The sequence below is a fragment of the Bacillus sp. R86525 genome (assembly GCF_042466195.1).
In the GTDB taxonomy this organism is placed as follows: Bacteria; Bacillota; Bacilli; order Bacillales; family Bacillaceae_G; genus Bacillus_A; species Bacillus_A nitratireducens.
Window position 1 is genome coordinate 4,710,620 of sequence record NZ_JAXHPX010000007.1, and the last position, 15,396, is coordinate 4,726,015.

The 15,396-nt window shown below is 37.8% G+C and carries 13 protein-coding genes; 3 read left to right on the top strand and 10 right to left on the bottom strand.

Annotation, left to right across the window (positions count from 1 at the left end):
- Positions 1-157: 157 nt before the first annotated feature.
- The 10 genes from inhA2 to SJY24_RS27085 all read right to left on the bottom strand — a co-directional run bounded on the left by inhA2 (position 158) and on the right by SJY24_RS27085 (position 11,565).
- Positions 158-2,551, bottom strand: a complete 2,394-nt coding sequence (gene inhA2 / locus SJY24_RS27040) for a M6 family metalloprotease immune inhibitor InhA2 (RefSeq protein WP_377866843.1) — start codon at positions 2,549-2,551, stop codon at positions 158-160.
- 453 nt (positions 2,552-3,004) lie between these two features.
- Entirely contained in the window at positions 3,005-3,652 is a 648-nt protein-coding gene (fsa, locus tag SJY24_RS27045; RefSeq protein ID WP_000667669.1) for a fructose-6-phosphate aldolase, read from the bottom strand.
- Between the two features lie 38 nt (positions 3,653-3,690).
- Positions 3,691-4,614, bottom strand: coding sequence for a ribose ABC transporter substrate-binding protein RbsB (gene rbsB / locus SJY24_RS27050; protein WP_377866844.1), 924 nt, complete (start codon positions 4,612-4,614; stop codon positions 3,691-3,693).
- A 14-nt stretch (positions 4,615-4,628) separates the two neighbouring features.
- Positions 4,629-5,564, bottom strand: coding sequence for an ABC transporter permease subunit (locus SJY24_RS27055; protein WP_001074641.1), 936 nt, complete (start codon positions 5,562-5,564; stop codon positions 4,629-4,631).
- A 3-nt stretch (positions 5,565-5,567) separates the two neighbouring features.
- Positions 5,568-7,052 (bottom strand): ribose ABC transporter ATP-binding protein RbsA, encoded by a 1,485-nt coding sequence (rbsA, locus tag SJY24_RS27060; protein ID WP_377866845.1) that lies wholly within the window; start codon positions 7,050-7,052, stop codon positions 5,568-5,570.
- An 18-nt stretch (positions 7,053-7,070) separates the two neighbouring features.
- Entirely contained in the window at positions 7,071-7,466 is a 396-nt protein-coding gene (rbsD, locus tag SJY24_RS27065) for a D-ribose pyranase (RefSeq protein WP_113937914.1), read from the bottom strand.
- The gene (gene rbsK / locus SJY24_RS27070; protein ID WP_377866846.1) at positions 7,463-8,359 is read right to left on the bottom strand and encodes a ribokinase; all 897 of its coding nucleotides are present in this window, start codon (positions 8,357-8,359) and stop codon (positions 7,463-7,465) included. The genes rbsD and rbsK overlap by 4 nt, the downstream gene beginning before the upstream one ends.
- Positions 8,360-8,372: 13 nt before the next feature.
- Positions 8,373-9,344 carry a ribose operon transcriptional repressor RbsR gene (gene rbsR / locus SJY24_RS27075; RefSeq protein ID WP_377866847.1) on the bottom strand — a complete coding sequence of 324 codons (972 nt, stop codon included), beginning with the start codon at positions 9,342-9,344 and terminating at the stop codon, positions 8,373-8,375.
- A 138-nt stretch (positions 9,345-9,482) separates the two neighbouring features.
- Complete coding sequence (locus SJY24_RS27080; protein WP_000437651.1) at positions 9,483-11,096, bottom strand: MDR family MFS transporter; 1,614 nt, start codon at positions 11,094-11,096, stop codon at positions 9,483-9,485.
- Positions 11,097-11,115: 19 nt separating this feature from the next.
- Positions 11,116-11,565, bottom strand: a complete 450-nt coding sequence (locus SJY24_RS27085) for a MarR family winged helix-turn-helix transcriptional regulator (protein ID WP_377866848.1) — start codon at positions 11,563-11,565, stop codon at positions 11,116-11,118.
- 272 nt (positions 11,566-11,837) lie between these two features.
- Here SJY24_RS27085 and glpT point away from each other — a divergent pair, with 272 nt between their 5' ends.
- The 3 genes from glpT to SJY24_RS27100 all read left to right on the top strand — a co-directional run bounded on the left by glpT (position 11,838) and on the right by SJY24_RS27100 (position 15,394).
- Positions 11,838-13,187, top strand: a complete 1,350-nt coding sequence (gene glpT / locus SJY24_RS27090) for a glycerol-3-phosphate transporter (protein WP_000466394.1) — start codon at positions 11,838-11,840, stop codon at positions 13,185-13,187.
- Positions 13,188-13,461: 274 nt separating this feature from the next.
- Positions 13,462-14,481, top strand: coding sequence for an ABC transporter ATP-binding protein (locus SJY24_RS27095; protein ID WP_377866849.1), 1,020 nt, complete (start codon positions 13,462-13,464; stop codon positions 14,479-14,481).
- On the top strand, positions 14,468-15,394 hold the full coding sequence (locus SJY24_RS27100) for an ABC transporter ATP-binding protein (RefSeq protein ID WP_001196379.1): 927 nt from the start codon (positions 14,468-14,470) through the stop codon (positions 15,392-15,394). The genes SJY24_RS27095 and SJY24_RS27100 overlap by 14 nt, the downstream gene beginning before the upstream one ends.
- Positions 15,395-15,396: the final 2 nt, after the last annotated feature.

Genomic DNA, 15,396 nt, shown 5'->3' on the forward strand with positions numbered 1-15,396 from the left:
AACGATACTTCGACAATTTCCTCGGAAATATTTCTTTTCCCCACATAATTTGCTACACTATATATGAACAGACGCTTGTATTACATAAGCTGAAATAATAACTTACTGTACAAATATAAAAGCACACTCTTCATATGAAGAATGTGCTTTTACTTTATTAACGTCTAATCCAAACAGCGCCTGCCGACTTATCCTCTGCCTGTCCAACAACTTGGAATTTTAGTCCAAGGTTTGGAACTTTTCGTCCTGCGTCAGCAATTTGCTTATTACTGTATACCTTTGAATCATCAAACGTTGTAACACCTTGTAATCCAGTATAATTAAACTGTCCTCGTGTAAATGAATTTACACTCCATGAAGGTGTTTGATCAAATGAAAATGCAGCATCTGCAATTTGAATTCCAGTATTACCGTATGCTGGTTTCCCACCTAAATTTCCAACAATCGCTTCTGGATGAGAATCTACAACACCAAGGAAGCCTTCACCTGGATGTAACCCAACCCAGTTATCTTTGAAACTATCATCTGCATACCAAACGACAAGACCTGTATTATACACCGGACCTTTTCCCGCTTTTAATCCATTATCTGATCCAGCATAGTTTCTCCACTCTAGATAATAATAATGGGGTTTCTGTTCTGTCCCATCAGAAACAACGAATCCATTTAACTTCATTTTAGACTGTCCTTCTGCGTCATCTGAAAATACTACTTGTCCATCAACTGTTACATTTACATTATCCATTGCGAAACCTTTATATGTTAAAGCTGGATCTGTAATATAGTCGAATTGTAGTTTAACTTTCTTCCCTTTAAATTGACTTAAATCGTATGATTTATCAATCCATTTTCCATCTGTTGTATCTTTATCTTCTTGGACTATGTTTTCTCCCAATCTATCAATTAATGTTTTCGTTCCATCTTCAGTTACAGCATGTACTTCGATGAAATCACACTCTGCTTCTAGTTCATAATTCGCTTTATAATCAAATTTTGCATTTGTTCCTTTTGTTAAATCGAAGAATGGTGTTTCTAATGTCGTATGAATATCATCGCCTCTTGTACTATAGTATGCACGCTTTCCAAATCCAGGCTTAATTGTTTCAATACTCTTACCTGGTAAGTTGACACGTACGACACCTGGACGATTTGTTTTTGTAACACTTTGATCAATATATGTAGGAACGCCTACACCACTCTTAATTTTATCGTAATCTACTTCTAAAATTTTCGCCCAGTTTCCACCCATATTCTTTTGTAAGAAGTCTTTATTTTGTGGTGAAAAACTAGTTGGCTCTGTTCCTGCAATTTTTCCTGTCCAGCTACCTCCACTCATTAATGACCAAGCTTCGACAGGTGATCCCATTCCAGTATAATTCGTATCATACTCATCTGGTAAACCAAGGTCATGTCCAAATTCATGTGCAAACACACCTACTGCACCGTCTTCTGGTTCAATTGTGTAATCATGAGCCGCTACTTTTCCACCCCAATAAGGTACTTTAGATGTTGTTCCTTCAATCGCTACTGGATCCCTTGCTAATTTAGATCGATGTGACCAAATTGCATCGTCTCCTAATTTACCACCGCCAGCTTCTTGACCAACACCGGCATGAATTACCATTAAATGATCAATTACACCGTCCGATTCATTAAGATTGCCATCGCCATTTGTATCATAACGGTCGAACTGATCGAATTGTGATAAATCTAATCCTTTATCCGCTGCAGCTTTTAATGCTTCTTTCACTAAATCACGCGCACCTTTTGGTCCTTTATTATCGTGACCGCTACTACCATCAGCACCGTAATCAGCAGCTTTACCTGGAACAGTTAACCACTCTGTTACATATCCGTCTGTCGTATAACTGCCACCAGACTGTTCTTCATAATATTGCTTAAATGTTTTTACTTTCGAACCATCAAATAATGTATAAGGCTCATTACCAAATAACATTTTTTGATAATGTTCTCTACTAAAATCTTTCGAGTACATATAACCCGGTGTTTGCTCAATATTATTATGTTTATAATCACTAAACTCAACGAGTAACACTAACACTTTATCCGTACGAACAGGTCCATTAAATGGAGCTTGTTTCGCCTTAGAAGTTGGAACTTTCCCATCTAATTGCTTTTTATTTGGCTCCGGCTTTTGATCAGGGCTAACATTTTTTTCAGCTTTCTTTACTTTTTCCTGTTCTTCCATCTTTTTTTCTTTTACCTTTTTTACGAAATCAGATGCTTCTTCAGTCCCATCATCTGGAAGAATTTCTTTATTTGCCTGATCCCCTTGCTTCTTTTCAATATATTGCTCTACAGCCTTTTTCGTCTCTTCTTTAGAAGAGGCTGGATTAATCGTTCCTCTTTCTTTCAGCGCTTCTGCTAAACGATCTTCTTGAATTAAATTATGATCAATTGGCGTTGTAGACACACTTTCTTTTGCTGGCGTTTCTGCGTATGCTAACGGAGCACTCATTACAGCTGAGCATCCGATGAGTGTCGCGATCGTTAATGATGACAACACTTTAAATGGCGCTTTTTTTCTCATTTTACTCATCCCCTTGTATCAATCTTAAACTTCAGATAAAAATACGTAATCTATCCTCCCTTGTATAATAAAAGACATGATTCTATAAGCAATAAGCTTTCTGTTATAGAATCATGTCCTCCAGTTTTCTGGTCAGACCCTCTATCTTTTTAGCCCGCTATTCGCTAGGCAGTAAGATTCCCACCTCAAGATTCGGCGAATGTGAGGAAGTTAGGTGGGATATAACTGCCCGTAAAAGCCCGATTAGTGCGGGCCGATAATCAGTGGGGGATGGACAAAACCCCCCACTGATTAAAGTTTCACTTTATGTCGAAATGTGAAAAATAAAGAGTGATTTGTATATATTAAATAGCTTATATTAAAAATTTAAAAGACAATATGCACAATTGCATGAAAATTCTTTCAAACAAAAAAAGAACCCAAGTTAATTAAACTTGGGTTCTCCATTTCGTATTATTTCTCTTGTGTTTTTTCCCAATCAGCTAAGAATTTCTCAATTCCTTGATCTGTTAATGGGTGCTTCACTAATGAAGCGATTACGTTTGCTGGGATTGTTGCAATATGTGAACCGTTTAATGCTGCTTCTGTTACATGAACACTGTGACGTACAGATGCTGCAATGATTTCTGTTTCAATGCCGTGAATTGCAAAGATTTCTGCGATTTGGCGAATTAAGTCCATACCGTTATGACCGATATCATCTAGGCGACCTAAGAACGGTGAAACGTATGTCGCACCAGCGCGAGCTGCAAGTAATGCTTGCACTGCTGAGAATACTAATGTAACGTTCGTACGAATTCCTAAATCTGAGAATGCTTTTACTGCTTTTAAGCCTTCTGTTGTCATTGGAACTTTTACAACAACGTTTGGAGCGATTTTTGCTAACTCTTTTCCTTCTTCAATCATTTTATCAGCTTCTAAGCTAATTACTTCTGCGCTTACAGGTCCTTCAATAAAGCTGCAAATTTCACGAATACGCTCATGGAAATCTACGCCTTCTTTTGCTACAAGTGATGGATTTGTCGTTACTCCAGCTACTACACCTAATGCATTTGCCTCTTTAATTTCGTTAATGTTTGCTGTATCAATAAAAAATTTCATTTGTTATTCTTCCTTCCTAATTTTCATTTTATATTTATTTATTTTTTCTTAATAAGCTCTAATTCAATCGGAATAAATTTGTCCACTTTTTTACCTTGTGTTATCTCTTTCGCTGTTTCCATCGCCTTCTCTCCGATTAATTCCGGTTTTTGAGCGACTGTTGCTGCCATGCGCCCATCTTTAACCGCTTTTACAGCATCGTCTGTTGCATCAAATCCAACAACAACCACATCTGTTTTACCAGCAGATTTCAATGCCTCAAGTGCGCCTAATGCCATTTCATCGTTATGAGCAAACACTGCTTTTATATCGCTATTTGCTTGCAAAATATTTTCCATAACGGATAATCCTTTTGCACGATCGAAATCAGCTGCTTGTTTTGCTACTACTTTTAAAGACTTATCAGCTACGTTATGGAATCCTTTCCCACGCTCACGAGCAGCAGACGATCCAGGGATTCCTTCTAACTCAGCAACATTTGTTCCTTCACCAACTAACTCCCGAATGTAATCACTAGCCATTTGACCACCTTCTACATTGTTGGAAGCAATATGAGAAACAACTTTACCTGAATTCGCAACTCGGTCTACTGTAATAACAGGAACATTGGCTGCATTAGCTGCACTTACCGCTGAAGCAACAGCATCTGAATCGGTTGGATTAATAACAACTACATCGACACCTTTTTGAATTAAATCTTCAACATCATTTGTTTGCTTCGCTGCATCATTTTGTGCATCAACAGCAATTAATTCAATGCCGCTATCTTTTGCCTTCTTTTCTGCACCTTTTTTCAACGTGACGAAAAATGGATTATTTAAAGTTGAAACAGAAAATCCAACTTTAATAGTTTTATTTCGACCTTTATCGTTAGAATCCTTTGCCCATTCTGGTGGTTCCATTGAACAACCAGCAGTAACTACCATGATGCATGCAACGAGTATCAGTAACCATTTTTTCATGAATTGCCCCTCCATTACGCTTCTTTTCGACGATCAATTAGTACAGCTAGTAAGATTACAAGTCCTTTTACAACTTGTTGGAAGAAAGAAGATACACCTAATAAATTTAAACCGTTATTTAGTACACCAATAATAAGCACACCGATGAATGTACCAACAATCCATCCTCTTCCACCTGAAAGGCTCGTTCCTCCTAACACAACTGCAGCAATTGCATCTAATTCGTAAGAAGTACCAGCAGTCGGCTGTGCAGAATCTAACCTTGATGTTAAGACAATACCTGCAAGCGCTGCCAAAATTCCGGAAAGACCGTAAATCATTACTTTAATTCTCGTAACATTAATACCTGATAAAGCTGCTGCTTCTTCATTTCCACCAATCGCAAACGTACGGCGACCAAACGTTGTTTTCTTTAAAATAAAGTACAATACTGCAAAAGCAATCATCATTGTAACGGCTGGCACAGGAATACCAAGGAAATAACCACGGCCAAACATTTGGAACATTAAATGATCACCAAGACCAGTGATCGGACGTCCGTCCATATAAACAAGCGTCAACCCGCGAAAAATAGTCATTGTTGCTAAAGTTGCAATAAACGGAGCTACTTTTCCCTTCGCAATAATGATACCGTTTACAATCCCCATTACAAGACCGGCTAATAATCCAACTGCCATTGCAAGGAACGGATCCATGCCACTTGCCATCATTCCGGCAACAAGTGCACTTGATAATGCTAAAATAGAACCTACCGATAAGTCAATACCCCCTGTTAAAATAACGAAGGTCATTCCAAATGCAATGAGTGCATTAATCGATACTTGGCGCAGTATATTAAATAAATTTGGAATTTCAATAAATGCTGGATTTAAAGCTGTAATTACCACGATAATTAATACTAACCCAATTAAAGAACCAAGTTGTTGTAATACATTCCCCTTCTTAGCCATATCTTACTCTCCCCCTGTAGCTAGTGCCATAATAGACTCTTGCGATGCCTGATCTTTCTCTAAAATACCACCGATTTTCCCTTCATGAATAACGAGGACACGATCACTCATTCCTAAAACTTCTGGAAGCTCAGACGATACCATAATAACGGCATCACCCTGCTCAGTAAGCTTATTCATAATAGAGTAAATTTCTTTTTTAGCCCCAACATCTACACCTCTTGTTGGCTCATCTAAAATGAGTAACTGCGGATGAATACCTAGCCATTTTGCAATTACAATCTTTTGCTGATTTCCACCAGAAAGAGATTTTACAGCTTGCTCTCCGTTTGCTGCCTTCACATTCAGGAGCTTCATCATATCCTCTGTAAATTGCTGTTCTAAACCTTTATTAACAACGCTTCCCTTTGAAAGACTTTTTAAGTTTGGTAATGCTAAATTTTCACGAATAGAAAAATCTAACACAAGCCCTTCTGATTTTCTATCCTCTGTAATAAAAGCAATTCGTTGTCTAATTGCATCAATTGGACTATCAATTTTCACTTCTTGTCCATTCATAAAAATTTGTCCTGAATCGAGCGGTTCATATCCAAATATTGCTTTCATGATATCCGTACGACCGGCTCCCATCAAGCCAGCAACACCAAGGATTTCACCTTTTCTAACTTGAAACGAAACATTTTCAAATTTTCCTTTTTTCGTTCCGTTACGCATTTCAAAAATCACTTCACCAATTTGACTATTGCGCTCTGGATAACGTTCACCAATACTGCGGCCCACCATCATACTAACTACTTCATCAAATGACGTTTCCGGAATTAATCTTTTCCCTACATATTCTCCATCACGCAAAATCGTAATGGCATCACATATTGAAAAAATTTCTTCCATCCGGTGCGAAATATAAACGAATGAAACGCCCTCTTTACGCAATTTATTAATAACAATAAACAGCGTTTCAATTTCGCGATCTGTTAATGCTGCTGTAGGTTCATCCATAATAATAACGCTCGCATTTGTCATTAACGCTTTAGCAATTTCAATAATTTGCTGTTGTCCAACTGATAATTCACCCGCTAGCATAGCGCCTCTCACATGTAGACCAAGATCTGCTAATTGTTGCTGGGCAATCGCATTCATTTGACGCGTACGTAAAATGCCCGTTTTCCCATACATTAACTCTTTTCCAAGAAACATATTTTCAGCTACCGTTAAATTCGGTAATATATTCAACTCTTGATGGATAAATGCAATACCATACTCTTCTGCTTCTTTCGCATTTTTAAAAGTTCGTTCTTGCCCATCAATCGTAACTGTTCCACTGTCTTTTTTATATACACCTGTTAAAATCTTCATGAGCGTCGATTTCCCCGCTCCATTTTCCCCCATCAATGCATGGACTTCTCCTGTTTCAATCGTAAACTGTGCGTTTTTTAGAACAGGATTACCACTGAACGCTTTTGAAATATTTTTCATTTCAATGTGCATTCTCATCACATCCCTTTATTAAAAAATCACGCCTGCATGTAAAATAACATTCGCATAAGGCGTTGCTTCTCCTGTACGAATAATCGCCTTCGCTCTCTTTGTATGCTCTTTAAATTCCTTATGAGACACATATTCAAATGCTGGCTCTATTAAACGCATCTCAACTTCTTTATTTACCACGTCATTATTCATAATGACTTCTTCTGCTAGCGTCACTTTTTCAATTGCCATATCATCAGCAACTACTTGTAATACGTCTAAAAAGCTAGGCTTTCCAATTTCAACTGCTAAATCAATTCGTTTTACTCCATCAGGAATAGGTAACCCACAATCAGCAATTACAATTGTATCTGTATGCCCAAGTGAAGCAAGAACTGCCGCAATTTCACTATTTAATACACCGTGTTTTTTCATCCGACAATCACCTGCACTTCACGTACTCTATCTCTCGTTGGCATACCGCCCTGTGCCCCAAGTTTTGTTACAGAAAGACCACCAGCAATATTAGCAAAACGAATAGCCTTTTGAAGTGTTTCTCCTTCAGAAAGCGCAACTGCTAACGCGCCGTTAAATGTATCACCAGCTCCAGTCGTATCTACTACATCCACAGCAATACTTGGAACTTGAACAACTTCCGTTCCGTTATGGAAACGAACACCATTAGACCCTTCTGTCATCAATAGCTTATTTGGATATTTAGCCAGTAACTCTTCAATTGGTGATGTGAAATCATCTAATACAATGCGGCACTCATGCTCATTCGGCGTAATATAAGTCGCTTTTTCTAAAATATCTTCTGATAAGATTTGTGCTGGAGCCGGATTCAACATAACTGGAATTTTATGTTCCTCACAAATAGCCAGAACGTATTTTACTGTTTCAAGCGGAATCTCTAGTTGAAGAACAACCATATCTGCTTTTACAAGAAGGTCTTTTGAACGATCTACAATCGACTCATTTACAAGAGCATTTGCTCCTTGTACGACAACAATACTGTTATCCTCTTCTGCTAAAACGATATGAGCGATTCCTGTTGTTCTACCTGTAACCGGTACCACATAGTCGATAAAAACGCGTTCATTCTCTAAATTTCTTCTAACTACTGTCCCGTAATCATCACTTCCTACTGCACCAACCATCGCTACATTTGCTCCTAATCTAGCTGCTGCAACTGCTTGGTTAGCTCCTTTCCCACCTGGGATCGTATGAAACGCTTCACCAATTACCGTTTCTCCTGCTTTCGGCCGTATTTTTGAAACAGCCACTAAGTCCATTGAAATACTACCTACTACTGCAATATTTGGCATCTGTCTCATCTCCTTACTTCGTTGTATTTCGTTCTATAATTTCAATCGGTAAACGATAATGTTTCTCTTCTAATGGATTTCCTTCCATCTGCTCTAACAACAATTCTGTTGCAACTTTCCCCATTTCATAAATTGGCTGTGCAACAGTTGTAATAGATGGATACATCATTTCTGTTAAAGAAATCCCATCAAATCCGATAATTTGTAAATCGTCTGGAATAGAAATCCCCTTTTGAAGTGCAGCCTTTACAACGCCGATTGCAATTAAATCATTCCCAGCAACAATTCCATCAATATGCGGATATTCTTCCAATAATTCCACCGCGACCTGTTCACTATTAGCTGGATCGAATGTACTCTCTGCAATCATATAAGAAAGATTATTTTGCGTAATAACATCTACAAAACCTTCAAAACGTTCATTAGCTGTGCTCACATCACGCGGTCCACGAATATGTGCAATATGTTTACACCCTTTGTCTATTAATAACTTTGTTGCCGCCTGACTCCCTGCATAGTTATCTGCATATACAGTAGGAATGCGCTCATTAAACATACGGTCAATCGCAACAACTGGAATAGACAAATTCATGTAATTAACACTGTTTTGTGGATTCGTTGCCACAATAAACCCATCCACATTATTTTGTCTAAGTACATCAATGTATTGTTTCTCTTTTTCTAAATTTTCATCAGAGTTACAAAGGACAACTGTGTAACCTTGCTTATGTGCTACATCTTCTACGGCACGTGCAACTTCTGGAAAGAATGGATTCACGATATTTGGAACAACTAAGCCAATTAAACGAGATTTTTTATTGTATAAAGATCGTGCTACTGTACTAGGCTTATAATCTAGCATTTCAATTGCTCGCTCTACTTTTTTTAATGTATCCTCATGAACATATCCATTTTTATTTAACACTCTGGAAACGGTCGCAACAGATACCCCTGCTAATTTTGCAACGTCTTTAATCGTACTCATTCTCTTTTCTCCTCATTTCATGTAACCGTTTACAGGGAATAATATAACGCATTTATAAAAATACGTCAATCATTTCTCACTAAAAAGCTTTTAAGGTTATACTCAAAAAAAGCACCGCCATAAGGCGATGCTTTTTCATTATGAATAAGATACAGTTTGTTCTTTCTCTTCTACAGCAGGTTCTTCAGCACCTTTTTTACGATCAGATAGTTTAATCTTCTGTAAGAAAATCGTAAAGATAGCACCTACTACGATAAATACCAATCCTGTTAAGAATACAGTATGAAGTGAGTCTACTAAAGAACTTTTCAAAATTGGTACGATGCTATTAGAAAATGCTTCTGGCATTTGTTTTAATGCCTCTGGACTAAATAGCATAGAATATAAACTTTGTGGATCTGTATGAATCATATCTTTAAATTTTGTTACCATTTGTCCCGCTTCTTTTGGGAATGTGTCTAATACAGGTACTAATTTATTTGTTAACGTTGTACCTGAAGTGTTATTCATAATTGATCCTAAAATTGTAATCCCAAACGTTCCACCGATTTGACGGAAGAATTGACTTGATGATGTTACAACGCCAAGATCTTTTTTCGGGAAGCTTTCTTGTAATGCTAATGTTAATATCGGCATAACAAGACCCATTCCTAAACCGATAACCATCATATAAGAAGTAGCGGTAAGCTTAGTTGTGTGCATATCCATCGTTGTTAATAACCAGAAACCACTAGCCATAATAAGCATCCCTGTAATAATTTGTGGTTTCACACCAATTTTTAATACAAGCTGACCACCAATAATACTCATAACGATCATTGTAATCATCATCGGTGTCATAATCGTTCCTGATTCAGCAGCACTTACACCTACAATTCCTTGCATAAAGAACGGTACGAACATAATTGCTCCAAACATTCCGATACTCATAAAGAAACCGATCGCATTCAGTAGTGTAAATGTGCGGTTTTTAAAGAAGTGCATCGGTAAAATTGGTTCTTCAGCCTTCGTTTCAACGATAACAAAGCTAACAATACCAATGGCAGCTAATGCAAATAACCCGATAATTTGCCAAGAACCCCATGCATAATCTTTCCCGCCAAACGTTAACGCAAGTAATAAACTTACAACACCGAGAATCATCGTGAAGATTCCAGCGATATCAATTTTAATTGGTCCTGTTTGTTTATGTGCTTTTAATCCCATTGCAATGAAGATTGTCGCTAAAATACCAACTGGTAAGTTAATATAGAATACCCATCTCCAGTTCACTGCGTCTACAATCCAACCACCAACTTGTGGTCCAATTACAGAGGCAAGACCATATAGAGCTCCAAAAATACCTTGCCATTTCGCACGTTCTTTTCCCGTGAACATATCTCCGATAATAATCATAGCCATTGGCATCATAATACCGCCACCAAGACCTTGAATACCACGGAAAATAATTAATTCTGTCATACCATTTGCCATACCACATAACGCTGAACCAACCATAAAGATAATTAATCCTGCTATATATACGTTTCGACGCCCAAGTAAATCCGCTAATTTACCTGCAATCGGTACAACCGTTGTTGATGTTAACATGTAAGCTGTTGTTAACCATGTCATTAAACTTAATCCACCTAGTTCACCGACGATACGCGGCATTGCTGTACCAACGATTGTTCCGTCCAATGCAGCAAATAGCATTGCGATTACTAAACCGATTAACAACAACTTTCTATTCTGATTTTCTTGTTGCTCCATGTAATCTCCTCAATTCCTCTTAGTTTTTCTCTTGTGCCCCGCAAATAATTGTTTCTAACTTTTCAAAAAGGCGTAACAAATCTTCTCGCTCTTGTAATTCTAATTGTGAAAAGTATTTTGCGATATGCTCATTACGGGCTGCCATCGCCTCTTTTACTGTGTCTTTCCCCTTTTTCGTTAGCTCAATGACAACAACGCGGCGATCATTATCGTCGTGATAACGCTCTACTAGCCCATGATCAATTAAACGATCAATCATTACTGTAATCGCGCTCGGTTTCACGTACATTTTCTCCGCTAATTGTGTCGCTCTTGAAGCTCCGTAATGATCTAAAATCTTTAAAATATAAAACTGCGGTGGTGTAAGTCCTGATGCTTGCATTTGTTCTAATAGCTCTGTTTGCATTTTCTTTCCTATAGCGAATGTAAGAGCTTGAATCTTATCAATATGAGTCATATCATTTGGCATGTTATCCACCTCTTATTTAAACAATAAAATATTTAACGTATTTAAATATTAATCCCGCAAACAAATTACGTCAACAACTTTATTTATAAAAACGTTTACATTTTTGTCACAAAGTTGTATAATTTTCGTCGAAGTTAATATTGACAGTCAAGGAGAATCGGAGTATACGGCTATGAATCATAAAAAAGGGGAACTTTTTTATATTTCATGGCCTTTTTGTATTCTCTCTGTCTTAAAACGCTTCCAATTAATTAGGGGAGGATTTTCATTTTATGTTTTTCACACAATTATTTAAACCTGCGCCCCACGCAGAACGCTTACCTACTGATCGTACTGATAGCGAATATCGTAAATTACGTTTACAAGTATTCTTAGGTATCTTCATCGGTTATGCGGGTTACTACTTTGTTCGAAAAAACTTTTCACTCGCAATGCCATACTTAATCGAACAAGGCTTTAGTAAAGGAGAACTTGGGGTTATCCTTTCAGCAGTATCAATAGCTTACGGATTAAGTAAATTTCTTATGGGTATCGTATCCGATCGTTGTAATCCTCGCTACTTTTTAGCAGCTGGGCTATTTTTATCAGGTATCATTAATATTATTTTCGGCTCATTTTCTTTCATTACAACGAGCATTATACTTATGTTTGTCCTTCAGTTTTTAAATGGATGGGTACAAGGTATGGGATGGCCTCCTTGTGGCCGTACGATGGTTCACTGGTTCTCGATTAGTGAACGTGGTACAAAAATGTCTATTTGGAACGTCGCTCATAATGTCGGTGGCGCACTTATGCCTTCTCTCGTTACATTAGGCTTATATCTCTTTGCAAATGACTGGAAAAGTATATTTTACTTCCCAGGTATTCTTTCAATTTTAGTTGGGATTTATGTATTAATTACGATGAGAGATACACCTCAATCTTGCGGATTACCTTCTATTGAAGAATATACTGGGGAATATCCATCAGATGAAAAAGTAGCGGACCGTGAACGCGAGCTTTCGGTAAAGGAAATTTTATTTACATACGTATTAAACAATAAGTTTTTATGGTACATCGCTATCGCTAACGTTTTTGTTTATTTCGTTCGTTACGGCGTGGTAGACTGGGCTCCTACTTATTTAGTAGAAGAAAAAAGCTTTACTCATAGTAGCTCACGTACAGCTTATGCTCTATATGAATGGGCTGGTATTCCAGGTACACTTCTTTGTGGATGGATGAGTGACAAACTGTTTAAAGGGCGCCGCGCACCTGCTGGTATTCTATTTATGGTCGGTGTATTCATTGCCGTTCTCGTTTACTGGCTAAACCCTGCGGGTCACCCAATCATTGATAGTATCGCACTTGTTTCCATTGGATTTTTAATTTATGGACCTGTTATGTTAATCGGCCTACACGCACTAGACTTAGCACCAAAAAAAGCTGCTGGAACTGCCGCTGGTTTAACGGGGTTCTTCGGTTATCTAGGCGGAGCTACTTTTGCTAGCGCAGCTATGGGCTTTATTGTAGATGGATTCGGATGGGACGGCGGGTTCATTTTACTCCTTGCTTCTTGTGTGCTTGCAATGTTCTTCCTTGCTCTTACTTTAAATACAGGATCTGCAAAACCAAAACAAGCTTAAACACTAATATTATACTTACAAAAAAAAGAGAGACAGTTCTTTCCAGAACGCCTCTCTTTTTTCTACATATAGTACTTTTTTTTTACAAATAATTTATCAATCCAACCCATAATTATTAGCGTTTTAAAAGGGTTTCCATCCTTATATTACTGCATCTCATCTCTATATAAAAAGATTTTTGAATATTTACTCTTGTCAAACATTGTCATTTTATATTAAAATAACAACAACATACTAAATATTTAGTCTTTTCAGAAAAGATGGAGGGATAGCCATGAAGAATCCACTTCTTCGCATTGAAAACTTACAGACTTCCTTTCGCATACAAGATCAATATCATGCAGCAGTTGATAACGTTTCGTTAACTGTCCATGAAAATGAAATTGTCGCGATAGTCGGTGAATCTGGTTGCGGAAAAAGTGCACTTGCCCTTTCCATTATGCGACTGCATAATGAAGCAAATACAAAATTACAAGGGCAACTTTACTATAGAGATAAGGATTTACTTACTATGTCGACCGCAGAAATGAATAAAGTACGCGGATCAAACATCGGTATGATTTTCCAGGAACCTCTTACAGCACTCGATCCTCTTATGACAGTTGGAAAACAAATCGAAGAAAACTTAGACTACCACACAAACCTTTCGAAAGCAGAAAAGAAAGAACGCACCTTAGAACTACTCCATCAAGTTGGTATTCCAAAACCAGAACTTACATATAAACAATACCCTCACGAATTATCTGGCGGAATGAGACAAAGAATTGTTATCGCGATTGCGATTGCTTGTAACCCAGCACTCATTATTGCGGATGAGCCAACAACGGCTCTTGACGTAACCATCCAAGCACAAATTTTAGACTTACTAAAATCTATTCAAGAACAAACGAAAATGGGCATCATTTTAATTACACATGATTTAAGCGTTGTTGCCGAAACAGCTGATCGTATTGTCGTTATGTATGCAGGACAAGTTGTAGAAACAGGAACAGTAGAAGAGATTTTTAATAACCCTCTTCACCCATATACTCGTTCTCTATTAAACTCAATTCCATCTGCGTATGCTGAAAAAGAAAAATTGCATGTAATTCAAGGCGTAGTTCCTTCGTTAGCGAAGCTTCCTCGCACTGGTTGCCGATTCCAAGCCCGAATCCCGTGGGTTAGACCTGATCAACATGAGGAAAATCCTGTTTTACATGAAGTAAAACCAGATCATTGGGTACGTTGTACTTGCTATAAGCACTTCAACTTCCAACATAAGAAAGGAGATGACGTAACTCATGGCACTGCTTAAAGTAGAAGATTTAAAAGTACACTTTCCAATTAAAGGTGGTGTTTTCGGTCGTACATTAGATTACGTTCGCGCTGTTGATGGCGTAAGCTTCGAACTACAACCTGGCGAAACATATGGAATCGTTGGGGAATCTGGGAGCGGCAAATCAACAACTGGAAAAGCGATTATGCACTTAACGAAAGCAACAGGCGGTAGCATTCATTTTAATAATAGAGATTTAACAAAATTAAGCCGCTCAGAACTAAGAGAACAACGAAAAGATATTCAGATGATTTTTCAAGATCCTTATTCATCCTTAAACCCGAAGAAACGTGTTATGGATATTATCGCTGAACCACTTCGAAATTTTGAGAAACTCTCACCTGATGAAGAGCGTAGAGCTGTTCAAGATTATCTTGATAAAGTTGGCTTAAATCCAGAGTCTATTTATAAATACCCACATGAATTTTCCGGTGGACAAAGACAGCGGATTGGTATTGCACGCGCTCTTACATTAAAACCGAAGCTTATTATTGCGGATGAACCTGTATCTGCACTTGACGTTTCTGTACAAGCGCAGGTTTTAAACTTCTTGCAAGATTTACAATCTGAACTCGGGCTAACATACTTATTCATTAGTCATGATTTAGGTGTAATTCGCCATATGTGTGACCGTATCGGTGTTATGTATCGCGGACGCATTGTGGAAGAAGCAACTAGTGCTGAAATTTATAATAATCCACAGCACATCTATACGAAGCGTCTAATATCAGCTATTCCTGATATTCGTCCAGAAAACCGCGAGCAACAACGTAAATTGCGTCGTGAGGTAAGCGCTGAGTATGAGAAATCCTACGAAAATTATTTCAATGAAAATGGACGTGCTTACGATTTAAAACCAATCTCGCCAACTCACCGGGTGGCATTACCTTAAGG